23 protein-coding genes and 1 tRNA gene are annotated in these 24,448 nt (G+C 39.5%); 14 read left to right on the top strand and 10 right to left on the bottom strand.

Annotation, left to right across the window (positions count from 1 at the left end; genetic code table 11):
* Positions 1–39: 39 nt before the first annotated feature.
* Both FTV50_RS06915 and FTV50_RS06920 read right to left on the bottom strand, forming a co-directional pair.
* The gene (locus FTV50_RS06915) at positions 40–264 is read right to left on the bottom strand and encodes a hypothetical protein (RefSeq protein ID WP_078192886.1); all 225 of its coding nucleotides are present in this window, start codon (positions 262–264) and stop codon (positions 40–42) included.
* 536 nt (positions 265–800) lie between these two features.
* Complete coding sequence (locus FTV50_RS06920) at positions 801–3,005, bottom strand: OsmC domain/YcaO domain-containing protein (RefSeq protein ID WP_180023940.1); 2,205 nt, start codon at positions 3,003–3,005, stop codon at positions 801–803.
* 368 nt (positions 3,006–3,373) lie between these two features.
* Here FTV50_RS06920 and FTV50_RS06925 point away from each other — a divergent pair.
* From FTV50_RS06925 to FTV50_RS06935, 3 genes are all read left to right on the top strand, one after another.
* Positions 3,374–3,450, top strand: a tRNA-Ile gene (locus tag FTV50_RS06925).
* 764 nt (positions 3,451–4,214) lie between these two features.
* On the top strand, positions 4,215–4,784 hold the full coding sequence (locus FTV50_RS06930) for a 1-acyl-sn-glycerol-3-phosphate acyltransferase (RefSeq protein WP_111886001.1): 570 nt from the start codon (positions 4,215–4,217) through the stop codon (positions 4,782–4,784).
* A gap of 300 nt (positions 4,785–5,084) precedes the next feature.
* A complete protein-coding gene (locus tag FTV50_RS06935; protein ID WP_111886000.1) occupies positions 5,085–5,837 on the top strand; it encodes a YebC/PmpR family DNA-binding transcriptional regulator in 753 nt (250 codons plus the stop codon).
* Between the two features lie 89 nt (positions 5,838–5,926).
* Here the strand turns inward: FTV50_RS06935 and FTV50_RS06940 are convergent, their stop codons facing one another.
* A complete protein-coding gene (locus FTV50_RS06940) occupies positions 5,927–6,397 on the bottom strand; it encodes an Lrp/AsnC family transcriptional regulator (RefSeq protein ID WP_067763303.1) in 471 nt (156 codons plus the stop codon).
* Positions 6,398–6,880: 483 nt separating this feature from the next.
* Here FTV50_RS06940 and FTV50_RS06945 point away from each other — a divergent pair, with 483 nt between their 5' ends.
* Entirely contained in the window at positions 6,881–8,209 is a 1,329-nt protein-coding gene (locus tag FTV50_RS06945) for a hypothetical protein (protein ID WP_180023941.1), read from the top strand.
* 81 nt (positions 8,210–8,290) lie between these two features.
* Here FTV50_RS06945 and FTV50_RS06950 read toward each other — a convergent pair whose 3' ends face one another.
* Positions 8,291–9,055: a glutathione S-transferase family protein gene (locus tag FTV50_RS06950; protein ID WP_180012150.1), complete on the bottom strand. Its 765-nt coding sequence runs from the start codon at positions 9,053–9,055 to the stop codon at positions 8,291–8,293.
* Positions 9,056–9,324: 269 nt separating this feature from the next.
* On the opposite strand from FTV50_RS06950, the gene ychF reads away from it, so the two are divergent.
* Both ychF and FTV50_RS06960 read left to right on the top strand, forming a co-directional pair.
* On the top strand, positions 9,325–10,416 hold the full coding sequence (gene ychF, locus FTV50_RS06955) for a redox-regulated ATPase YchF (protein WP_078189045.1): 1,092 nt from the start codon (positions 9,325–9,327) through the stop codon (positions 10,414–10,416).
* 273 nt (positions 10,417–10,689) lie between these two features.
* Positions 10,690–11,082, top strand: a complete 393-nt coding sequence (locus FTV50_RS06960) for a hypothetical protein (protein ID WP_180023570.1) — start codon at positions 10,690–10,692, stop codon at positions 11,080–11,082.
* A gap of 65 nt (positions 11,083–11,147) precedes the next feature.
* Here FTV50_RS06960 and FTV50_RS06965 read toward each other — a convergent pair whose 3' ends face one another.
* Positions 11,148–11,687, bottom strand: a complete 540-nt coding sequence (locus FTV50_RS06965; RefSeq protein ID WP_180023942.1) for a DUF962 domain-containing protein — start codon at positions 11,685–11,687, stop codon at positions 11,148–11,150.
* A 100-nt stretch (positions 11,688–11,787) separates the two neighbouring features.
* Here FTV50_RS06965 and FTV50_RS06970 point away from each other — a divergent pair, with 100 nt between their 5' ends.
* Positions 11,788–12,495, top strand: a complete 708-nt coding sequence (locus tag FTV50_RS06970; protein WP_180023943.1) for a Crp/Fnr family transcriptional regulator — start codon at positions 11,788–11,790, stop codon at positions 12,493–12,495.
* Between the two features lie 96 nt (positions 12,496–12,591).
* On the opposite strand, the gene FTV50_RS06975 is transcribed toward FTV50_RS06970, so the two are convergent.
* A complete protein-coding gene (locus FTV50_RS06975) occupies positions 12,592–12,750 on the bottom strand; it encodes a hypothetical protein (protein ID WP_180133541.1) in 159 nt (52 codons plus the stop codon).
* Between the two features lie 435 nt (positions 12,751–13,185).
* Entirely contained in the window at positions 13,186–13,665 is a 480-nt protein-coding gene (locus tag FTV50_RS06980) for a hypothetical protein (protein ID WP_078194361.1), read from the bottom strand.
* Between the two features lie 103 nt (positions 13,666–13,768).
* Here FTV50_RS06980 and FTV50_RS06985 point away from each other — a divergent pair, with 103 nt between their 5' ends.
* From FTV50_RS06985 to dapC, 6 genes are all read left to right on the top strand, one after another.
* Positions 13,769–14,521 carry an AzlC family ABC transporter permease gene (locus FTV50_RS06985; RefSeq protein WP_078194362.1) on the top strand — a complete coding sequence of 251 codons (753 nt, stop codon included), beginning with the start codon at positions 13,769–13,771 and terminating at the stop codon, positions 14,519–14,521.
* Entirely contained in the window at positions 14,518–14,865 is a 348-nt protein-coding gene (gene ygaH / locus FTV50_RS06990; RefSeq protein WP_078189050.1) for an L-valine transporter subunit YgaH, read from the top strand. Before FTV50_RS06985 ends, ygaH begins: the two co-directional genes overlap by 4 nt.
* A 122-nt stretch (positions 14,866–14,987) precedes the next feature.
* Entirely contained in the window at positions 14,988–15,605 is a 618-nt protein-coding gene (locus FTV50_RS06995; protein WP_180023944.1) for a hypothetical protein, read from the top strand.
* Positions 15,606–15,765: 160 nt separating this feature from the next.
* Entirely contained in the window at positions 15,766–16,980 is a 1,215-nt protein-coding gene (gene purT, locus FTV50_RS07000; protein ID WP_180023945.1) for a formate-dependent phosphoribosylglycinamide formyltransferase, read from the top strand.
* 29 nt (positions 16,981–17,009) lie between these two features.
* Positions 17,010–19,676, top strand: coding sequence for a [protein-PII] uridylyltransferase (gene glnD, locus FTV50_RS07005; protein ID WP_180023946.1), 2,667 nt, complete (start codon positions 17,010–17,012; stop codon positions 19,674–19,676).
* 24 nt (positions 19,677–19,700) lie between these two features.
* Complete coding sequence (gene dapC / locus FTV50_RS07010; RefSeq protein ID WP_180023947.1) at positions 19,701–20,870, top strand: succinyldiaminopimelate transaminase; 1,170 nt, start codon at positions 19,701–19,703, stop codon at positions 20,868–20,870.
* A 365-nt stretch (positions 20,871–21,235) separates the two neighbouring features.
* On the opposite strand, the gene FTV50_RS07015 is transcribed toward dapC, so the two are convergent.
* From FTV50_RS07015 to msrB, 3 genes are all read right to left on the bottom strand, one after another.
* Positions 21,236–21,745, bottom strand: a complete 510-nt coding sequence (locus FTV50_RS07015; RefSeq protein WP_180023948.1) for an energy transducer TonB — start codon at positions 21,743–21,745, stop codon at positions 21,236–21,238.
* A gap of 112 nt (positions 21,746–21,857) precedes the next feature.
* Entirely contained in the window at positions 21,858–22,346 is a 489-nt protein-coding gene (locus FTV50_RS07020; protein ID WP_078194370.1) for a glutathione peroxidase, read from the bottom strand.
* On the bottom strand, positions 22,343–22,762 hold the full coding sequence (gene msrB / locus FTV50_RS07025; RefSeq protein ID WP_078194371.1) for a peptide-methionine (R)-S-oxide reductase MsrB: 420 nt from the start codon (positions 22,760–22,762) through the stop codon (positions 22,343–22,345). Before msrB ends, FTV50_RS07020 begins: the two co-directional genes overlap by 4 nt.
* A 228-nt stretch (positions 22,763–22,990) precedes the next feature.
* Between msrB and FTV50_RS07030 the strand changes: the two genes are divergently transcribed.
* Positions 22,991–24,421 (top strand): pyridoxal phosphate-dependent aminotransferase, encoded by a 1,431-nt coding sequence (locus tag FTV50_RS07030; protein WP_180023949.1) that lies wholly within the window; start codon positions 22,991–22,993, stop codon positions 24,419–24,421.
* Positions 24,422–24,448: the final 27 nt, after the last annotated feature.

A 24,448-nucleotide genomic window follows, 5' to 3' on the forward strand; every position in this document is an offset into this window, starting at 1 on the left:
GAAATGGCTAAATCACCATGAGTAGGGAAAATATATCGATTACTTAGCAAAGTTATGTGCTGTTATTAAAATTCCATAGCCTGCATTTAAATAATCCCCTTCACGAATAATATCTTGACCATTGGCATGTTGAACCACCAATTGCTGCTGAATCGCATCATAATGAAAAGATTCAAAGCAATCTTGATGTTGTAATAACCATGCAATGGTATCTGCCATATTGGCATCGACGGTATAACGCTCGGCTTGAAAATCTTTACTCATATCTGCATGAAAACTGTGAATGTATTTCTATTTTAATGATTTCAATATTGACCGGCATTAAAAAAGTGAGCTTTCGCTCACTTTTTTTCGGCTGAGACTCTGCATTACTTTGTCACACCGCACTTACGACATTCCTTGTGCGAACCGATTTCTTCCATTTGCTCGTATTCGTAAATATGCATGCAAAATAGTTTTCTGAATAATTGAAGCATGTTGTTAAAACTCCCGTTTATTTATTAATGTGCTTCTGAATATTTCGTCCTGAAATATTATGATCATGCCTAAACACGCCATAGCTAATTTATTAGCATATTTTTCCAATGAGTCAAATATCTTTACTTTAAAATGACACAATTTCGGATAATCGGTTATTTTTAAGCTTTCCTTATATTCACCTGAGTTATAAGGATTTTTATTAATATCAACATCACAGATATAGATTAATTTTCAGCAAATTTCGCACAAAAAAAACTCCCCCTTAGGAGAGTTTTTTCAAATAGATGATCACATGAGTAATGTTATTCACAAGCCCAGATTTAAATGTTCTGACTGGCAAACTTCGCACGTGCAGCATGCAATTTTTTATAGCTATCAATCAGACGTAAATGACGATCTAAACCTTCAAGTTGCATATTGGTTTCAGTTAAACCGTAGAAGCGAAGACTGCCATCCATTGAACCAATCACCGCATCCATACGTTCGTCACCAAACATACGACGGAAATTATGTTCATAGTCATTGAGATCTAAGTCATCGTCCAATTCAACTTCTAAAACTACATTCATGCATTGATAGAACAAACCACGTTCGACCGTATTAGTGTTGTACTGAAGGAAGGTTTCGACCAACTCTTTTGCTTCTTCAAATTCTTGTAAGGCAATATAGATCAGTAGTTTGAGCTCAAGAACCGTTAATTGGCCCCATACGGTATTGTCATCAAACTCAATCCCGATGAGCGTCACAATATCCGTGTAGTCATCCACTTCAAGCTCTTCTAAGCGCTCAACCAGTGACACTAACTCGTCTTCATCTAGGCGATGAATATTTAAAATATCTTCACGGAAGTCCAAAGCTTTGTTGGTGTTATCCCAAACCAAGTCTTCAACCAAATACACTTCAGAATAACCCGGAACCAAAATACGACATGCCGTAGCACCTAGATGCTGGTAGACCGCCATATACACTTCTTTGCCCATGTCTTCTAGAATCGCAAACATCGCTGCAGCTTCTTCCGCATTGGCATTTTCACCTTCAGATGTGAAATCCCACTCTACAAAATCATAGTCTGATTGTGCGCTAAAGAATTTCCAAGATACCAAACCACTTGAGTCAATAAAGTGTTCTACAAAGTTATTTGGCTCAGTGACTGCATTCGAGCTAAACGTTGGTTTTGGTAGATCGTTTAGACCTTCAAAGCTTCGGCCTTGTAGAAGCTCGGTTAAGCTACGCTCTAAAGCTACTTCGAGTTTAGGGTGCGCACCAAAAGATGCAAAAACCCCACCAGTACGTGGGTTCATTAAGGTTACGCACATCACAGGGTACTGACCACCAAGTGAAGCATCTTTTACCAATACAGGAAAACCTTGTTCTTCTAAGCCTTGAATACCCGCAACAATACTTGGATATTTGGCTAAAACCTCTTCAGGAACATCTGGTAATGCCAATTCACCTTCTAAAATCTCACGTTTTACTGCACGTTCAAAGATTTCAGATAAGCATTGAACCTGCGCTTCTGCCAAGGTATTCCCTGCACTCATCCCGTTTGACAAGTATAAATTTTCAATCAAGTTTGATGGGAAATACACTGTTTCACCATCTGACTGACGGACAAAAGGAAGAGAGCAAATACCGCGTGCTGTATTTCCTGAATTGGTGTCATATAGATGTGTGCCTAACAACTCATCTTCTGGGTTATAAATTACACGTGTGTAGTCATCCAAAATTTCGACAGGTAACTCGCCTTCTGGGCCGGGTTGGAACCATTTTTCATCTGGATAGTGCACAAAGTCCGCATTGGCAATCTCTTCACCCCAGAACTGATCGTTATAGAAGAAGTTGCAATTGAGACGTTCAATAAATTCACCCAAAGCCGAAGCTAATGCGCTTTCTTTGGTTGAGCCTTTACCATTGGTAAAACACATTGGCGATTGTGCATCACGAATATGTAGAGACCAAACATTCGGCACGATGTTACGCCATGATGCAATTTCAATCTTCATGCCTAAACCAGCCAAAATACCTGACATATTGGCAATGGTTTCTTCTAATGGCAGATCTTTACCCGGAATAAACGTGGTACTGTCTGACGCTAAATTTGGCATAAGTAAAGCTTGTGCATCTGCATCAATGCTTTCTACTTCTTCAATCACAAACTCAGGACCAGTTTGAATCACTTTTTTAACCGTGCAGCGGTCAATTGAACGCAAAATACCTTGACGGTCCTTTTCAGAAATATCCGCAGGTAGTTCAACTTGAATTTTGAAAATTTGCTTATAGCGGTTTTCAGGATCAACAATATTATTTTGTGATAGGCGGATATTCTCTGTCGGAATGTCTCGCGCCGCACAATACACTTTTACAAAATACGCTGCACATAATGCTGACGACGCCAAAAAGTAGTCGAATGGTCCGGGAGCAGAGCCATCGCCTTTATAGCGAATAGGTTGGTCGGCAATTACCGTGAAGTCATCAAATTTGGCTTCTTGTCGAAGGTTATCGAGATAATTAACCTTAATTTCCATGTGGGCACCTAAATATTCTTATGTGTCAGTGCAACACATAAAAATGAAAACATAAGCCGAATAACTGTAGGACATTGACTTAAAAATGTGAGGCCAGTACCAATCTAAGCGCTGTTGGGCACGGTACTGACAAGAATGGGCATTATTATAAGGTTATTTTGACTGTTTGATAACTTTTGTCGTGATTTACATCACGATAGGATTCGACACTTTGTGCATTTTGGTCGAATCCAAGCTCAACTGCTGCAACTACAGCCAATTTGTTGTGTTAGTGTGCAGCCGTGAAGAAAAAGGCTTGTCTTTTAAAAAAATCTTCGCTAGTATGCTTTTCGTCTGAACTTGTTGATAAATAACACATTCAGAATATAGGGCCTATAGCTCAGTTGGTTAGAGCAGCGGACTCATAATCCGTTGGTCCACAGTTCAAGTCTGTGTGGGCCCACCATATAAAACAACCCCTTACGTGCATTAATCGTGAGGGGTTTTTTAATGTTAAAAACTAAATAAAGTCAGTCTAAGCCTTTAAAAGATATGGCAGATAACATATAGATACGCACAAAACTTCAAGCCAACTTGAGTAAGCCACGATTGGTTAATACGAGAAGTGGGTTTCAAAGAAATACATTCAAGAAAAATTTAAAAGCTTAAGTTCTAGATTCCCTTAAATAAAATCATGCTTTGTTATACTTAAAAGATATTACTTTATTCATTATAATCAAATGTTTTTTTGATTCATGACTTTTATAAATACTACATATTTCACACTTTAAAAGCACAAAAATTAAGACTCAACCTGTTCAGGCTTTCTTAAGTCCAAATAAAACTCAACAATTGACCAAATAACAATCAAAGCAAACATAGCAACAGCGAATAACACAGCAGTTAAATAAATCATGCTTGAGTTCTCCGTTAGAAAACGAGTTAAGACCAACAGGTTAAAAGTTATAACCTACGACAAAAGTCTAATAAGAATTTCTGACGGTGCCTAGCCATATTTAGCAAATTTTTAAGAGTATTTTTATCTATGATGATAGCTTTACCATATAAAATTTAGCCGATTTATTGTTAAAAAGTATCAGTCTTCAATCCCCCTTCTTATTCCGATTTGTAATATATGCACAATTCAGATCAAAGCTCACTTAAATCCTCTTGACTCATGATCCAAACAAGCAGAAATTACACCTTTTTAAAATCACCGTATCACCGACTATGTTGAAAAAGTTTATTGGCGAATCTGCATTTAAATTGGCAGGCTGGAAATACCACGTAGAACCTGATGTTTTAGAAAATAAACAAGTGATCGTCGGCTTTGAACACACCTCAATGATGGATGCTGTTCTTTCACTGGCCCTTTGCCAAATTTACGACATTAAAATTCACACGCTGATTAAAAAAGAACTCTTTAAAGGTCCATTTAAACCTGTTCTTGAAGCGATTGGCGGTATTCCTGTAGACCGTAAAGCCAATAAAGACATCGTGACTCAAATGGTTGAGCATTTTGAAGCTAGCGAAAAATTTAATTTAGTCATTGCTCCAGAAGCGACCCGTGCAGTACGTGGTGAAGCACGAAAACCAATTCGTACAGGCTTTTGGTATATCGCGAAAGCTGCAGGTGTGCCGATTGTATTAATGTATGCCAACTCAAAAACCAAACAAGGTGGTATTTTCGGTAAGATTTACCCGACTGAGCTCGATCACGATTTAGCTTTAATTAAGCAACTCTATAAAGATAAAGTAGGTTTAGATATCGTGATCCCAGAACCTAAAAATAAAGACTAAGCGCCATTCACGTTTTAACGAACTACGTATTTAAAGATATAAATGTATCGTGCTCCACGCATTGTACATTTATATCTTCCTGTTATATCAAGATAGAGCTCACCCTTTTAGCCCGATTCTCATCATAAGAAAAATTACAGTACGGGCGTTTAGACATTTCGCATTATTTTCTCAAATTTGGATATTTTTTTTTCAACTACTCAATTCATGAAATCCAGTACTTTCACACAAAAAAGCCATTATGGTAGAATTTGCTCAATTTGATAGGCATAAGGCCAATCTACAAGGAGCATATTTCGCATGGCGGGTCATTCCAAGTGGGCTAATACTAAGCATCGTAAAGCAAAACAAGATGCAAGCCGCGCTAAAGTATTCACAAAATTTATCCGTGAAATCGTGACAGCTGCACGCTTAGGCGGCGGTGATGTAGCGTCTAACCCACGTTTACGTGCTGTTGTTGAAAAAGCATTAGTTGCAAACATGACACGTGACACCATTAACCGTGCGATCCAACGTGGTGTGGGCGGTGAAGAAAATACCGATCTAAAAGAAGTAACCTACGAAGGATATGGCGTTGGTGGTGTTGCGGTCATCATTGAAACAATGACGGATAACTTGAACCGTACTGTTCCTGACGTTCGTCATTGCTTCTCGAAAACTGATGGTAATTTAGGTACTGCAGGTTCAGTAGCTTATATGTTTACCAAACGTGGTGAGATTACTTTTGAAGATGTTTCTTTAGAAGATCAAATCATGGACGTCGCTTTAGAAGCGGGTGCTGAAGACATCGAAGTGGACGAAGAAGAAATTCTAGTTATCACCACACCTGAAACTTTCGGTGAGGTTCAGGATGCACTTGCAGCAGCAGGTTTAAAATCTGATAACGCCGAAGTGGTCATGAACCCTTCAACTAAAGCGTTAATTTCAGATATCGAACAAGCGAAAAAAATCATCAAAATGATTGATATGTTTGAAGATCTTGACGACGTTCAAAACGTGTATACGAACGTTGAATTCACCGATGAAGTGATGGCTGAGTTAGAAGCTCTATAGTTCAATCGAGTGAAGTATAAAACGCACCCTTCGGTGCGTTTTTTATTGCCTAGCTTTCAACTGTTTGAGTTTATATATGAGGGCTGCATTTAAACCTTATTTAATAAGCCATTACAGTTAAAAACATTATATTGTTTAATTACAAAGCTCGAATGTAATGCAACCACATGTTCAATTTTACCAATACGTTTGAGTAAAATTTCACTATAATTTTCCATATCACGCGCAACGACTTCAACAATAAAATCTGCCGACTGCCCTGTCACTAAAAATGCATTGATTACTTCTGGAATACTTTCAAGTTCTTCTAAAAATTTAGCAAATGTATCGGTATCATGTTTGCTTAAGGACACCTGCAGCAGTACATGCAAACTAAAGCCCAATTTTTGATAATTAATTTCACGTTTTAGACCACTGATAATATTGTGATCAATCAATTGTTTGATCCGACGATGAACTGAACTGACCGATAAATTCACCCGCTCTGACAGTTCATTTAAATTGACATCTTCATGGGTCAAAATTTCTAAAATTTGTTTATCAAAACGGTCTAGTTCCATCAGTCTACTCCAGCCATTTTTGAAAACAGTGCTGATGATCCAGATTCATCAAACACCTGTTGTCATTTTCAATGTTATTTTAAATTTTAAAATCAGCATTTATGTGCAAGTTTTCTCATGTATAGCATGATTTATTAAAAATAATAAAGATCATATGCATTATGAACATAATAATTTGCATAAATATCGTGTTTAGATGAATGTTGTTTCATCAAAGTTTAGTTTTTATATTCTAAATAACTTCTTTAGACAACCTACCAATAAAGCTTCTCGATGCATTCCATTGATCTGAATAAATCAATTTCAGATAAAAGGGAAAGATATTTTATTTATATTTTTCAATTTTTTATTTTTACTTTATTTTTCAATGTGCGCTCTATGTCACATTTCTTTTTTTTCACTTATTTACTTGGTTTGGTAATTACATTAAAAAATAGCGGCGGTTCATAAATATACAAAAAAACAAAAAACGGAAGAATAAACATGGCAATTAAATCACTGAGTTCACTCAGCTCAAAATTAAGTTCTGTACTAAGTCCATCCCTACAGCTCAGTACAATTAGCAGCACGGTCAGCAACCTACTTAGCCCGCTTAAACCTACAACCAACATCACGGATACGCTGACAGGATTATTAGGTAATTTAGGTGGCACAAAGTCTTTTGATTTTAGCGCACTGACTAAATCGCTTCCCCAAGTGATTAGCACGATTCAAAGTCTAACATCTAATAACGGTTCAAATTCGGATGCACTCAAGACATTGATGACAACTCTGCAACCACTCCTACAAAACTTAGGTAGCAACACTGGCTCAACAGAGATGAATCAGTTGGTTCAATCTTTACCTACCATTGTCAACAGCTTGCAAAGTTTACTGAGTAGCACCAATAATCAAGCCAATCTTCCTGACAATATTAGTAGCGCTGTAAATGCCATAAAACCACTGCTTGCTATGCTTGGAAGCGCAACAGGGTCAACGGATGCAACACAAATTATCAATACACTCAACCAAGTTTTAGAATATGCGCAACCCATTATTCAGATGATTGGGAGCTCGTCTTCTGGAAACATTGACTTTGGGCAAATTGCACAAGGTGCAACGAGTGCCCTCCTACCTTTATTAGCTTCAATCAATAAAGACAACTCATCTATTGATATGGAACAACTGAGTCATGCTTTACCGACTGTGATTGGAAGTGTGACCAATCTAGTGACCGCCATTTCATCAGCCAACCAAGGGAATGTCCCTGAGACCATTTCAGGGGTGATCAAAGGACTTAATCCGCTTTTAGATTTACTGGCAAAAAGCGATGTCATCGATACGGATCAGGCTCAAACCGTCAAAGCGATTTATGATGTATTAAATAGCGTGAGCACCATTTTGGATGTGGTCAACAATCCATCCTTACTGACGCTTTCAACTGATTTAAATCAAGTGATTAATTCGTTGAAACCAGTCATTGCTCTGATGGACAGTAATGGTGAAGCGACTCAGTTCCTCGATCAACTGACCATTCCAGATCTTGGCGATTTACTCGGCAATCTTGCTCCTGAAAAAATTGATCTGGGTTCAATCTCGGATCAGTTCAACCAATTGACTGAAAACCTCACGGGCCAATTACCGAATATTAATGACCTATTGGAAAATTTAGGTTCTGCTCAAGGTGATTTTGATATCTCCACCATCATCCCAAGTATTAAGGATGCGCTAGGCAATATCTTCTACCCTGTTATGCCGCTGAATACTTTACAAGCCGATAGTATCAGTCCAGTGCTGAATATTTTGGATATTCAACAACAAAGCTATATTTAAGGATTGAATGTCTGATGAAAAAGCGCGCTGTTAGGCGCGCTTTTTTAAAATAGTATGACTCAAAGCTTTTACACTAAGTATTTATACGCCACGCCAATCTACCCGTGCATTCCGTTCTGTTTGGTATATACGTTGCACATATTGACCTAAAGGCAAATCGCTCAAATAGGCTTTGTAAGCTTTAAACTCTTCTGACAAGGTTTCGCCATGCTCTTTTTCCCACGGCGTTCCGACAATCTCTAATATCGGCGCCAACATTGAACACACCGCAATATCAGCCAAACCTAATCGGTCGCCTACAAAATAACGCCCACCTTGTTCAATCAGACGTTGATTTAAATCAACCACAATTTCGTCCAATCGCTCACGTGAAGCCGCAACCTTATCCGTATCTAATTGATAACCTTTAGAAACCAGTGCCTTTATAATGGGCTTGGAATATTTTTCAAACTGACGTAAATAGCCCTTTTCACCAATTAAAATATCAAGTGATTCTTCACTTTCATTTAATACATGTGCCAACCCCCAACGGCGCACATGTTGGCCTAACTCAATGGAGAGTTCATTAATTTCTAAAGCGTCTTCACGCAGTTTGACATCTGGACGGATCAGACTATGTTCGGGGTAGGTCGCATCCAAGTAAAAGGCGATTTGAGTTGAATCTGCAACCCAATGATCTTGATCACGTAAAATCGGTAATTTGTTTTGCCCTGTTTTAAGCTGTGCAAATGCACGATGTACACCCGGCATTAAATTATGAGCCACATAATCCAACTCTTTATGATCGAGTAACCAGCGCGCCTTTTCACAAAAATGTGAGAGTGGAAACTGGTAGAGAGTTCGCATAAATGCTCCAAGTTTTTGTTGTAACTGTAGTTTATAAAACCCAGTAATTTTATAGGGATACTTTAGTCACTGTGTTATTGAAACACAATGTCATTTTTGCACCTATTCTGCATCTGTAGTGCAACTCAAGCATTATTCAGACGTGAATTCATCTCTATCTCTGCGCGATTCAATAAGATATACATTCTCCTGCCCATATCACCTGACTTTATTATGGCTTTCATGTAAAATCATCCACAATTTTTTTATAATACTTTGTGAGTTATTTCATGGGTTTTAACTGTGGTATTGTCGGCCTGCCGAACGTTGGTAAATCAACGCTTTTCAACGCATTAACCAAAGCTGCGATTGCTGCTGAAAACTTCCCATTCTGTACAATTGAGCCAAATACTGGGATTGTACCTGTACCTGACCCACGTATGGATAAACTTGCTGAAATTGTAAACCCACAACGTGTTGTCCCAACCACGATGGAATTTGTGGATATCGCAGGTCTCGTTGCTGGTGCATCTAAAGGTGAAGGCCTTGGTAACCAATTCTTAGCTAACATTCGTGAAACGGATGCTATTGCACATGTTGTACGTTGTTTTGAAGACGAGAATGTCATTCACGTAAATGGCAAAATTGATCCACTTGACGATATCGCAACAATCAACACTGAACTTGCACTTGCTGACTTAGAAGCTGTTTCTAAAGCAATTACACGTCTAGCAAAATCTGCAAAAGGTGGCGATAAAGAAGCGATTGCGACCAAAGCTGTTTTAGACAAAATCTTACCTTTACTGGATGAAGGTAAACCTGCGCGTGCAGCTGACCTTGATGAAGATGAACGTAAATTGGTGCGTGGTTATGGCTTCTTAACCCTTAAACCAACCATGTATATTGCCAACGTTGCAGAAGATGGTTTCGAAAATAACCCTCACTTAGAAGCAGTACAAAAATTAGCTGCTGAAGAAAATGCGATTGTGGTTCCACTTTGCAACCAAATCGAAGCAGAAATTTCATTACTTGAAGACGAAGACCGTGCGGAATTCCTTGAAGCTTTAGGCATGGAAGAACCTGGTCTAAACGTAGTTATTCGTGCAGGTTATGGCTTACTCGGCCTTCAAACATACTTCACAGCGGGTGTACAAGAAGTTCGTGCTTGGACAGTAAAAATTGGTGCAACTGCACCTCAAGCTGCTGGTGTGATTCACACTGACTTCGAAAAAGGCTTTATTCGTGCTGAATGTGTTGCCTACAACGACTTCGTTCAATACAACGGTGAAGCTGGCGCTAAAGAAGCAGGTAAATGGCGTTTAGAAGGTAAAACATACATCGTTCAAGATGGCGATGTTTTACACTTCCGTTTTAACGTATAAGACAGTACTCATAAGAAGCCAGCAATTTGCTGGCTTTTTTAATTTCAGGCAAAAGCTCAAGCCAAAAAATAAGCATATTTAAAAACTTAAAACCTACTTAAAAACAAAATTATATCGACACGAATACATGATTTGGTTGCCGAGTCACCACAGTGCAACGACTTAAATCTCTACCGTTCTGCTATAAATTTACTCATAGGCACTAATGCCTATTTTCATAGAACAATAGCAATGAAAAAAATCAGCAAAATTCTAACATCAGGTATCTTTACAATGCTTAGTGTAACTGCGTTTGCATGTCCACAAGGCACCACACTTACAGGTGGCACAGGTGCAAACCATAAAGGTGGTACTTGTGTTTCCATTGCTAAAGATGCAAAACATCAGGACCGTACTGCTACACATGCAGCACAAGTTGCACAGCATGATGCAAAAGTCGCTCGACACGATACAAAACAAGCCAGCCAATTGGCTCAGAGTAAAGTGAAACATAATCAAAAATTAGCAAAACATGATGCAGCTCAAGCACAGCATCTTGCAACACAAGCAAAATCAGAAGCTAAAACTTCAGCCCATGCTGCCAAAGCTGCAAATACTGACGCAAAAGCAAAAATCGCTGCACAAAAGGTGGCAGCGGAACAACATAAAGTTGCTGTGAAATCCTAAACAGTTGAGAATTAACACATCGTAAAAAAAAAGCCGGAATTATCCGGCTTTTTTATTCAAATCATTTATGGGTGAGCAATATGTAATGCTTTTGCATCCATCTCTGCACGCTGTCTTCTTGCTTCTGTCAACATGCGTTGTTCAAGCTCTTTACGAAAGCCGAGTAGAAACACAAACTCTGCTAGGACAAATAAAGGCCCTATTGCCAAGCCAATAACATCATCCATAAACGCAGGCTTTTTCTTTTCATAATAATGACCGATAAATTGGATGATCCAACCCACAACAAAGATCCCCACACTCCAGATCAACCATGACATAAGGCTCATTTTTGCGATCATTAAGGCTAAGGGATATGTGACGGCAAACACCAAAAGCATGATCAAACCGAAAATTTTATCTAAACTCAGGTAATAAATGACACTGGCAATAATCAACAACAATGCAAGAGTCAGTTCAAAACCCGAAATCATTAGCCCTGCTCGTGCGGTTAGACACATAATTGAAAACACAATAAGCGGAATACCCACAAAATGCGTCAGCACATTTTTTCGATTTAAATGATATGCTGCATATTGGCTCAGCAGTCTTTCAAGTTTGCTCATTAACTTACTCCTTGTTCATTCACTCATTTCACTATATAAAAAATGCATCAATAAAGTTGTCATCTAATAGACAAGTTGGACCATAAAATAAGGATATGCTGTGCTGGACGCTCAATATGTGCATCAACTCAATAAAAATGTGTGGTATTCAGGCTTAAATATTTCCTTCCAAGACTTTATCTGCCGCCATGCCCTGACCTTAACTTTCGAAAAAGACGCACGTGTTTTTTTATCAGGACAGCGTTTTAATGGTATGTATGCAGTCTTAGAAGGCGCAGTTCGCTTAGGCTATATTGATATTCATGGCAAAGAAGCGATTGCCGCCATTGCTGAGCCGATTATGTGGTTTGGCGAAATATCCTTGGTTGACCAATTACCACGCTCTCACGATGCCATCTGTACCAAAAAGTCCACCTTATTACACTTGCCGGCTCAAGCAATTCAGCAATTATTACAACAACACCCTGAGTTTTGGTTTCATATTGCCCAGCTCACCAGTCAAAAGCTTCGCTATGCCTTTATGGAACTCATTGCCTTACAAACGCAAAGTTTAAGTCAACGTCTCGCACAGCGTCTGCTGTTTATTTTAAATGGATATGGGAATCATTTGGAAATTGAACAACACACCATATACATCTCACAGGAACAACTCGCGCAACTGATGAATTGCTCAAGACAATCAGTCAATCAGGAGCTTCAGCAGTTGGAAAAAATGCAGGTGCTTCGTGTTGCGTTTAAACAAATTGAAATTTTAGATCTAGCGCAGTTACATCAGATTGCTCATGCACTTCCTGTGCATGATGTCTGACATTTGTGATTTAAATAAGTGCATTTAATTGCACCAGAATGATTCTTTATAGTTATTTTGCTTTTATTTGTGGCACTTCGCTTTATCGAGTTTTGATCACGACAATAATTGGCAAACATTTACACTGTCAAAACCATTTGTACATGCTGCAACTTCTTGAGTTGATGCTTCTGATTTATCTTCAGTCGCTGCTTGTACATTGACTGCTGTAGTCAAAACAGCCAAAACCGATAACATCATTAATGTTTTTTTCATCTTAATCACCTTTTCAACGTCTTTAATTTAATTTACATACTTCATCTTTTACGCAGTTATTTTTACACATTTTATCAAATAATGATAATTTTAATTTTTTATCACATTATCTATGCTTTGTATTATTAATATTTTAAAGATATTAATTAAAGAAAAAGACAGACGACTAGCGTTCTAAAATGGAGTATTTTTTATCAATGAATCTTTATAAAAAATAATTATGTACTTAATAATCAATGCTTTTTATCTATTTAACTTCAGAAAACAACCATGCAATTTGGAATTTAGCTCAATACTACGGCAGCGCACTGATTTAATTTTTTATATGAAATAGCGATGATTTTAGGAGGATTTTCCAATCCTCTATTATAGATTTATTCTTGTTTTTTGATATTTTCCAAAAAAAAGCAGTGAAAATTCACTGCTTTGATCGGGTTAAATGCCTACTTTTTTCGGATCGGTATTTCCGAGTTCAGGGTTTTCAATCGCACCTTTGCATTGATTTTTATCACGCTCATAATCTGCTTGCTTTTGTGCAACAGTCGAACTCTGATCAATACTTTCACGTGCCCAAATTTCCAGACTTGTTAAAGCTTTACGACACAGTGCATATTTACCTTCAGTCACAGAATCGGTCATTTTGACATTGATACGCCATTCGGTACTCAATTTACGTGCTGGAACACGGACTTTCTCTTCCATCTGATCGACTTGCTTTGCATAAACAATCGGATCGGCTTCATTGATAAACGCCCAAGCTTTGGCAGCATACTCCGTTGCATCATTGGTTAATTTGGGTGCTGCTTTAATTTCGACTTGAGCTTGTTCAGCTCCATCATTACCACAGGCCTGCAACAACACCGTGCTGCTCAATAATGAAACAATCAGTATCCCACGCATCTTTAACCTCTGCATATCCAGCTCATTTCAGCAAACATATTCGGCACTATGCTAGTGAATTCGCGTACAATACTCAATCATCATTTGACCTGTTGTTCAACTCTTTCAAAGGTGTGTCGTGTCTGAGCACAAACTTCCTACAGTTCAGCCTGCGGGTTTTTGGCAAGGTGCTAAAGATAGTCAAGCCATTATCTTTACCTATCTTCCTGTTTCTTTTGCATTTGGGGTTTCTGCGACTCAATTTGGTTTCACTGCGTGGGAAGCCTTATTTTTATCATGCTCTATGTATGCCGGTGCCAGTCAGTTTCTCGTCGTTGCTTTACTGGGAAGTGGAACATCCATTTGGATGACTGCACTCACTGTGATTGCTCTCGATATACGCCATTTGCTCTACGGTCCTGCTTTACAAAACCTGATTCAAGACCGACTCAATTTAAAGAAAACGGCAGTTTGGGCTTGGGGTTTAACCGACGAAGTTTTCGCATCAGGCATGATCAAACTGTCGCAACGTCGTCAAGAATGGTCAGAATCTTGGATGTTAGGACTCAGCTTATTTAGTTGGCTGTCTTGGGCAACAGGCTCATTTTTAGGCGGTTTATTTGCCGATCAAGTCAGCAACCTTCCACAATTTTTACAAGCCGCACTCGACTTCCTACTTCCTGCATTGTTTTTAAGCTTTTTACTCGCAGCATTTGAGAAAAAACATACATTTGTGGTCACGGTTACAATTATTGTTTCTGCGATTGCCTGCTACTTTATCGACTTGTCTGCCGCGATTTTTATCGGTATTTCTTCTGGTATTTTTGCCGGTTTATTCAAACATTATGTCTTAAAAAAACCTGATCCTGAACATATGGGTGAAGCATCATGAATCTAGAAATTATCTTGGTTGGGATCTTGGTCGGGATTGCGAATTTTGCATCACGGTTTGGGCCATTTTTTGTAATTCAGAAATTTCAGCAAGGTTCACAGCAGCGTGGTTCTTTATGGCTCAAAATCGCTTTGGGCTCGATTGGCATTGCCGCAATTAGTTCAATGTTGGTGGTTGCAACCTTACCACCTTTGCTTGAGACACCAAATAAAAGCTTTGCCATGTTGGTTGGTTTTGCTGTGCTTGCAGGCTTGTATTTCAAGTTTAAAAAAATTGTCCCTGCTACACTGACTGCGGCACTGACTTACGGCTTAGTCTATACCTATATACCTTTTCACCTCTAAAGCTAAGTCAGCGACAATCCAAATCTCCCTCAAGCACAAGCTTCTTCAGCCTGTGCCTTTTAATTAGCAATATTTATGAGATAGTCAACACATAACACAAAAAATCTTAAGAAAAACAATAGATGGCAAAGTACCATTGTATTCAAGGCAAAATTTATATTCATTCTAGACAACCATCTGAATTGAGTTGGCGACTGCAAAAGCCCATCGAAAGTATAAATTTTCAATACTTCATTCAAAGCCAGCTATTCAGTGGTAATTTCTGCGCTGTACATTGCCAACCTGCAGATCAGATACGCGCCATTTATATAGAGAAAAATCAGCAACAAAAGATTGTGGGCTTATATAACTGCACACAGCAGATTCTGCACTTACATCCACGTCGCCTGATGTTTCCACATATATCGATGCCTCGTCTGTTCAGCAATGTTCTGCAGCTGTCGGGTTTTTTATTGATTTTTCTATTGTGTATTTTCAGCCTCAGTTCATGGCTCAATTCATCATTTCACCTTCTGTCGGTAGCTGCAGACGCACTCTATTTCACTGCCATTTTAGTTGGCTTAATATTGATTTTATGTATATGCGCCGCACCACTGCTCGGATTACTGTACTGGCCCAACTTCCGTCAAACATCTGTGCAGCTCCGTGCGCTTCAATGTGCGAATTTGGATATTAAGCCATTCCATGCATCTGTAAAAAATGCAGGCATATTTAAAGTGAATTTAAATAAAAACAACTGAATACCACTTTTTAAAGGTTTTCACAGATAAATAATTACACGAACGCTTACCCATAAAGATATAAAAAAAATTGTTGGACAATATCATTTATTTATGTGAACACTCGCTTATCTCTCGAACAAGTTCTGCTATGCTTAAATTCCCATAAAATCAAGCATGGATGATTTACATGAGCGTCACTATTGGTACTCCACTTCAGTCTTCAGCGTATAAAGTCTTACTGTTAGGTTCTGGTGAACTCGGTAAAGAAGTTGTGATTTCATTGCAACGTTTGGGTGTAGAAGTTCATGCTGCCGATCGTTATGACCATGCTCCTGCCATGCAAGTTGCACATTTTTCTCATACTTTAAATATGGCAGATCCTGAGGCACTTAAAGCCTTAATTTCTCAAGTTAAGCCTCATTTGATTGTCCCTGAAATTGAAGCCATTGCGACTCAAGTTTTGGTCGAGATTGAAGAACAAAATATCGCAACAGTAATTCCATCAGCAAAAGCTGTAAACCTGACGATGAACCGTGAAGGGATTCGCCGTCTAGCTGCCGAAGAGCTTGGACTCCCAACTTCAGCCTACCGATTTGCCAATACCCTTGAAGCGTTCCGTGCTGCATGCGATGACATTGGCTATCCAAATTTTGTTAAGCCTGTCATGTCGTCTTCGGGTAAAGGACAGTCACGTGTAAAAAGCTTTGATGAAGTCGATGCTGCTTGGGAATATGCACAAACAGGTGGACGTGTAAATCAAGGTACAGTGATCGTAGAATCACAAATTGACTTTGACTTTGAAATCACCCTGCTGACTGTTCGTGCTAAAAATGCAGAAACAGGTGAAATTGAAACATCATTTTGCGATCCGATTGGCCACCGCCAAGACGCTGGCGACTATGTAGAAAGTTGGCAGCCACAAATCATGACTGCTCTTGCTTTAGAGGAAGCCAAGCGTATTGCCAATAAAGTAACCATTGCATTAGGTGGATGTGGCATTTTTGGCGTGGAACTGTTTGTCAAAGGCGATAAAGTATGGTTTAGTGAGGTATCACCTCGTCCACACGATACAGGCCTTGTCACGCTTGCATCGCAATTCCAAAGCGAATTCGAACTGCATGCACGTGCCATTCTTGGTCTGCCTGTGAATACTGCTCGACACAGTACTGCTGCAAGCGCAGTCATCTATGCAGGCGTGGATGATACCAATTTATCATTTACTGGCTTAAATCTTGCTTTGGCTAATCCAGACACCGATTTACGCCTCTTTGGTAAACCAGAAGGCTTTAAACGTCGCCGTATGGGCGTAGCAACAGCACGCGCTGAAACCACAGATCACGCGCGTGAACTTGCTCAACATGCTGCACAACAAGTCAGTGTTCAACAAAACTAAGTTTGTAACACCTTAACGGACCACTGTTCATGATCAATACGCTTCCTCTGCTGAATTACATTAAAAGTAACCACGACATTCAGGCGATTAACCAATGGCGCTCAGATGTTGAAAATCAGCTACAGGAATGTTTTGAAAATGGACAGTCGATTCGTGATGTGATTTTGGCTCGTTCGAATCTAATCGATGAAGCCTTAAAGTTCTTATGGACACATGCTGAACTCGACCAAACCGATCTCGGTTTATTTGCTGTCGGTGGCTATGGTCGCCGCGAAATGCTGCCTTACTCCGACGTCGATATCATGATTTTGTCCGAAGATGAAATCAGCCCAGAACAAGAAAAACTCATCTCCAGCTTTATTTCAACTCTTTGGGATGTTGGTAATTTCAAACCGGGCATCAGTGTACGTACTATTAACGATTGTGTTGCTCAAGCCACCAATGATTTAACCGTGGCAACAGCGCTGATCGAAGCACGTTTGATTGTGGGCAATGAACACCTAGCTAAATGGCCACGCCGTATCGTGTCACAGACATGGACGGATAAAACCTTCTATGATGCCAAAATGCAAGAGCAAGCCAAACGCTATGCTCAACATAACAATACCGAAAGCAACTTAGAACCCGATATTAAAAATGCGCCCGGCGGGATCCGTGATATCAACCAAATCGGATGGATTGCTAAGCGTCATTTCCGTGTCAATCGCATCTATGACCTTGTACATTTGGGTTTTATTTCAGAGTTTGAACTGGGTGTTCTTGAAGAAACAGAAAGCTTTCTTTGGGAAATCCGCCATCATTTACATCGCTTAACCAAGCGCGACGAAAACCGATTATTGTTTGATTATCAACGTGACATTGCTGCTAAATTTGGCTATCAGCGCGAAGAAGGTAAATCACCGAATTATCCAATCGAACAGTTCATGAAACGTTACTATCGTAGCGCTCAGCAAGTGACGACGTTAAATGAAATGCTCTTGGCTTATTTTAATGAGTCTGTCATTACGCCACGCTTACCTGACTATGAACGTAAAATTGAAGAGATCAATGCTAACTTCAAATTAGTTGATGGCAAATTGGCGGTGCAGCATCATAAAATTTTCTCTGAAAATCCAAGTGCTATTTTAGAAATTTTCTACCTCTTGGCGAATCGTCCAGAAATTGAAGGAATTCGTGCCCGTACTTTACGTCTATTGTCTCTTGCGGCAAAACGTATTGATCAGAACTTCCGTGACAATCCTGCACATCAAGCCTTATTTATGGCGATCATTCGCTCACCCTACCGTTTATATGACACCATGGTGGCGATGAAACGTTATGGTGTGCTCGGCAACTATATTCCTGCCTTTGGGCAAATCATGGGACTCATGCAATACGACTTGTTCCATATTTATACTGTCGATGCCCATACCCTATTATTACTGCGTAATTTAAACCGTTTTAAAGAGCCTGAATTTGCTAAGGACTTCCCTGTCGTTAGCTCTGTATTCCAACGACTGGCGCGCCGTGACATCGTATATTTAGCGGCAATTTTCCATGATATCGCAAAGGGTCGCGGCGGTGACCACAGTGAACTTGGTGCAGCAGATGCAATTGAATTCTGCCGTACCCATGGGTTTACTGAACGTGAATGCAACCTTGTCGCATGGTTGATTCAAAACCATCTCCTAATGTCCGTCACTTCTCAGAAAAAAGACATCTCCGATCCAGATGTGGTGAAAGAATTTGCTGAGAAAATGGGCGATATGGAGCATCTCGACTATCTCTATACCTTGACAGTTGCTGATATCAATGCAACTAATCCTACGCTTTGGAATACATGGCGTGCATCCCTCATGCGCCAACTGTATACACAAGCGCGTGATGTGATTCGTTCTGGATTGGGTCGTCCTGTAGATTATCCAATGCTGATCGAAGACACTAAATTTTCGGCCAGTGAACTATTAGTCAACGATTTTTCGCTCTACGATGTAGAAACTGTTTGGCAAGAACTCGGTGATGAATATTTCCTAAAAGAATCTGCCGATGAAATCGCATGGCATACGCGCGCAATTTTAAAACATGGCAATAATGCAGAACCTTTGGTGATGATGCGAGCACATCGTAAATTTGCACAAGATGCAGTACAGATCTTTATTTACACTCAAGATCAACCTAACTTGTTTGCAACCACAGTGGCTATTTTGGACAGAATGAATCTAGATGTTCAGGATGCTCGAATTATCACTGCATCCACTGCATTTAGTTTGGACACTTATGTTGTACTTGACCGTTTTGGCACTTTATTAACAGATCCTGAACGTGAGCAAACTGTTATTGAAGCACTCAAACAAGCCTTGAGCCAATCCGACAAGTACCCAGGTCTGATGCAACGTCGTATTCCCCGTCAACTGCGTCATTTTGATATTGAAAATACCGTGAGTATTTCCTTTAATGAGGCACTTCAACAAAATATGGTTGAAATTGCGACACTTGACCATCCGGGCTTACTTGCTAAAGTCGGTGGTTTATTTATGATGCAAGGCTTAGATATTCACTCTGCGAAAATTGCAACGCTCGGTGAACGTGCTGAAGATATTTTCTATGTCACTAAAAAAGATGGCTCACCTATGAGCGATTCAGAAGCAGAAACGTTTGCTGCACAGTTAAAGTCAGCACTCGATGAAGCTTCGAATCAGGTTTGTAGTCATCATTAACTTAAATTGATCGGTATCCATTCCATGAACTCCAGTTTGTTATTATTGCACCCTTATCCATTTGAAAAGCTAAATAAGCTATTTCAGGATGTGAAACCCGCAGATTTGCCTTTGATTCCCCTATCGATTGGTGAGCCAAAGCATCCTGCACCGGAGTTTGTGAAACAGGCCATTATTGATAATTTTCAGCATTTATCCACTTACCCAAACAGCAAGGGTTTACCTGAGCTTCGCACAAGTATTGCAAATTGGTTAACCCGTCGCTTTAAACTCAATAGCATCAGTGCGGATACCAACGTACTGCCTGTGTCAGGTACGCGTGAAGCGATCTTCTCGTTTGTACAAGCTTTGATTAAACGTGAAGATGCCCCATATGTGGTGATGCCAAATCCGTTCTACCAAATCTATGAAGGTGCAACTTTACTTGCGGGTGCAGAACCTTACTTCATCAACTGTACAGAAGAAAATAACTACCTTGGCGACTTTGACGCTGTGCCAGCTGAAGTTTGGGAAAAAACCGCTTTATTGTTTGTCTGCACACCGGGTAATCCTACAGGTGCCGTACTCTCTAAAGAACAGTTTAAAAAACTGATAGCACTATCTGACCAATATAATTTTGTGATTGCATCTGATGAATGCTACTCAGAACTTTGGTTTGATGAAGCACCTATTGGTCTGCTTGAAGTCTGTGCTGAAATGGGTCGTGATGACTATAAAAACTGCGTGGTATTCCACTCATTGTCTAAGCGCTCTAACTTACCGGGTATGCGCTCTGGCTTTGTTGCAGGTGATGCAGCGCTTTTAAAACCTTATTTACAATACCGTACTTATCATGGCGCTGCGATGCCTGTTCAACACCAGTTAGCTTCAATTGCAGCTTGGGATGACGAAGCACACGTCGAAGAAAACCGCGTCCAGTACCGTGCAAAATTTGAATTATTCCAACGCGAACTGGGTCACCTACTACCATTACAAAAACCTGATGCAGGGTTCTACTACTGGTTAAAAGTGGATAATGATGAAACTTTTGCCAAAATGCTGATGGAAAAAGCACACGTTAAAGTGCTTCCAGGCCGTTATTTATCACGTGATACAGCACAAGGTAATCCGGGTGAAAACCATGTCCGTTTAGCCCTCGTTGCCGATATTGCCCAATGTGAAGAAGTGATTCGTCGCTTAAAAGCAGTACTTTAATTGATTTAAAGTGTTTTGCTTAAAACAAAAAATGCCCCAAATTTGGGGCATTTTTATTTGAGTCATTTCTTAACACGTATTCAAAGCTAATCATCTAGCAATAATTATTTATAAACAATCATTAAGAAATCATTGAACACTATTAGAAATCAAATGTAGCACTCAATTTAAATGTTCGAGGTTCGCTCAGTGTTAAACGCTGTATGAAAAATAAGTATGGTCATAACGAATTGTTGTAAAGCGTATAGATAAACAGACACTGAAAGGTTTTAGTTAGTTGCAAAGTAATATCTTTTATTATCAATTAGATGCACCAGTAATAACAGATCATTTATGGAACTTAAAATTTGCCTTCTGCTATAAGCTTATTGAGGTGGATGAAGAGCAAATTCATGTTCAACGGTATAACTGAGATTTTTATCAACCATCGGAATAGGTTCAAGTCGCGCAACTAATAAGGATTTTTGTACTTTTTGATCAAAGTTTTTAGAGCCTGAACTTGCAATGAGTTTTGAGCCACCAATATAGCCTGTTGCAGCAATCACTGTAAGCTGTAGTTTGACAGGTTGTTTATATGTTTTCATCTCAGATGCAGACAGCACATATTGCGGTGCATTTACCCAAGAAACTTCATACATTTTCGGTTTTACATGTGGATCAATTACATCTGCAACACGCGTAGGTTGGTATTCTTCTATAGGTGTTTTTAACAATTGCAATAATGCGTTGACCCGAGCATCTGTAGTACGGTCTAGATTGCTTGCAACAACAGACATTTTTGTAGGTTCAGATGCACTTGGAGTGCTATCTGCCCAAGCTAACCCCACACATACGAGTAAAAAAAACGTTAAAACACAAATTCGACGTTTAACCATCTGCTTAAACAATGTTATGACCTTCAAATAAAGACACTTCAGTATAAAACATCCAAAAAATAAAGACGCTTCCGCGCCTTTATATCAACCTCAGTTCGGCCAATAATTCACTTCATTTTGACTGAGCTAAAGCTTTTTCAATATCTTCATTCAATGTTTCAGGCTTGGTCGTGGGTGCATAGCGGTTTAAGACCTGACCATTTTTTCCAATTAAAAACTTCGTAAAATTCCACTTAATGCCATTTCCTAATACGCCTTTCGAGTTATTGGTTAAATAACGGAAAATCACATGCGCTTCTGGGCCTTTTACATTCACTTTGGCAAACATCGGAAAAGATACGCCATAGTTTTTTTGACAAAATGCGCCAATTTGATCATTTGAACCCGGATCTTGTCCGCCAAATTGGTTGCATGGAAAACCTAAAACCTCAAAACCTTGATCTTTATACTGTTCGTAAATTTTCTCCAAACCAGCAAATTGAGGAGTAAACCCACATTTACTAGCGGTATTTACAATTAATAAAACCTTGCCTTCATAATCTGCAAAGGATTTATTACTTCCGTCCAGTAATTCTGCTTCAAACTGGTGAATGGTGGTCATGGATAAGTTTCCTCATCATTTTTTTCTTTTGTTTCTAATTCTAAGGATGCCGAATTAATACAATAACGTAATCCAGTCGGCTGTGGGCCATCAGTAAAAACATGCCCTAAATGTGCGTCACAATGATGACAAACAATTTCTGTTCTGACCATACCGTGTGTCGTATCTACATTTTCTTCTACTGCAGCAGGTTCAATCGGCTTATAAAAGCTTGGCCAACCACAACCGCTATCATATTTTGTTTCAGAAGAAAAAAGCGGCTCCCCGCAACATCGACATACATACGTGCCAGCTTGTTTCGTATTCCAATATTTTCCAGTGAAAGCTTGCTCCGTGCCTTTCTGACGCGTTATGCGAAACTCTTCTGGCGACAATTCTCTTTGCCATTCTCTTTCTGTTTTATTGAGTTTTCCCATGATGACGTCCCTTTATATCGTGGTATTTAAAATAGGATAATCCTATATTTACGTCATTCAATCTTAAATTTCTAGTCTTTATTCAACAATTTACAAAATCTATATAATGACCCAAAAAGCAAAAAGTAAGCAAATATAAAATCGTGGTGAGCAAAATACAAAATTAAATGCTTTTTTGTGAGCACCTTTAGTGATAATCTTAGCGCTACTCTTGCTCAGGATTAAAAAATGTCGCAGAAAAAGAGCGTAATTTTTAAAAATCTGCTGCCCGTGATCAAACAATATCAACAGGCAGGGTTTACGCATGAAAAAATAGTTGCTTTACTCAGAGACGAACATCATCTCGATTTAGTAACGACCGAGACATTTAAAAGCTATTTATACCGTTATGCAAAAGTGACCTCCACTCTTTCCGAGAATATAAAAATGCCGAATACGTTTAACACCCCCCGCGAAATTAAGAAATCGTCTAAGCTCGAGCATGTTTGCTACGACATTCGCGGACCTGTGTTACGAGCGGCCAATGAGATGGAAGAGGCTGGCCATAAAATTATTAAATTAAATATCGGCAACCCTGCACCTTTTGGTTTTGAAGCGCCTCAAGAAATTATTAACGATGTGGCACTCAACCTGCCAAATGCAATTGGTTATACCGACTCAAAAGGCATCTTCCCTGCCCGTAAAGCGATTTGTCAGTATTATCAACAAAAAGGCATCTTAAACATGCACGTCAATGATGTGTATGTCGGTAATGGCGTATCTGAACTGATCGTGATGGCAATGCAAGGCTTGCTCGACGATGGCGACGAAATGCTAGTGCCTATGCCAGATTATCCGCTTTGGACAGCAGCAGTTAACCTTTCTGGCGGTACAGCTATTCACTATAAATGTGATGAAGAAAATTTCTGGTATCCAGATATTGCCGACATGGAAAGTAAAATCACCCCGAATACCCGCGGTATCGTGGTGATTAACCCAAACAACCCAACAGGTGCGGTTTACCCACGTCATGTGCTTGAGCAAATTGTAGCTCTTGCGAAGAAATACGACTTAATTTTGTTTGCTGATGAAATTTACGACAAGATCGTTTATGACGGTATTGAACATGTCTCTGTTGCGTCATTGGCAGGTGATCAGCTGTGTATTTCTTTCAATGGCTTATCTAAAGCATATCGAATTGCCGGTTACCGTTCAGGCTGGATGGCAATTACAGGCGATAAATCACGTGCGCTAGACTACATTGAAGGTTTAGACATGCTGGCGTCGATGCGTCTCTGTGCCAACCACCAAGCGCAATATGCGATTCAAACAGCTTTAGGCGGTTATCAATCGATTAATGATCTCATCCGTCCGGGCGGTCGTTTATATGAACAACGCAACATTGCTTGGGAAATGTTGAATGATATTCCGGGTGTATCTTGTGTGAAACCAGAGGGTGCTATGTACTGCTTCCCTAAATTGGATCCTGAAATTTACCCAATCCAAGACGATGAGAAATTCATGTTAGATTTCCTCCGTGCTGAAAAAGTGCTTTTGGTTCAAGGTACAGGTTTTAACTGGCCGACACCTGATCATTTCCGTGTGGTGTTCTTGCCTGCTGAAAATGAACTACGTGAAGCACTCACTCGTTTAGATCGTTTCTTGGCGAAAATGCGTTAATTCATAAGTGCTTTAAAAATAAAAAAC

This window comes from Acinetobacter sp. YH1901134 (assembly GCF_013416965.1).
GTDB classification, from domain to species: domain Bacteria; phylum Pseudomonadota; class Gammaproteobacteria; order Pseudomonadales; family Moraxellaceae; genus Acinetobacter; species Acinetobacter amyesii.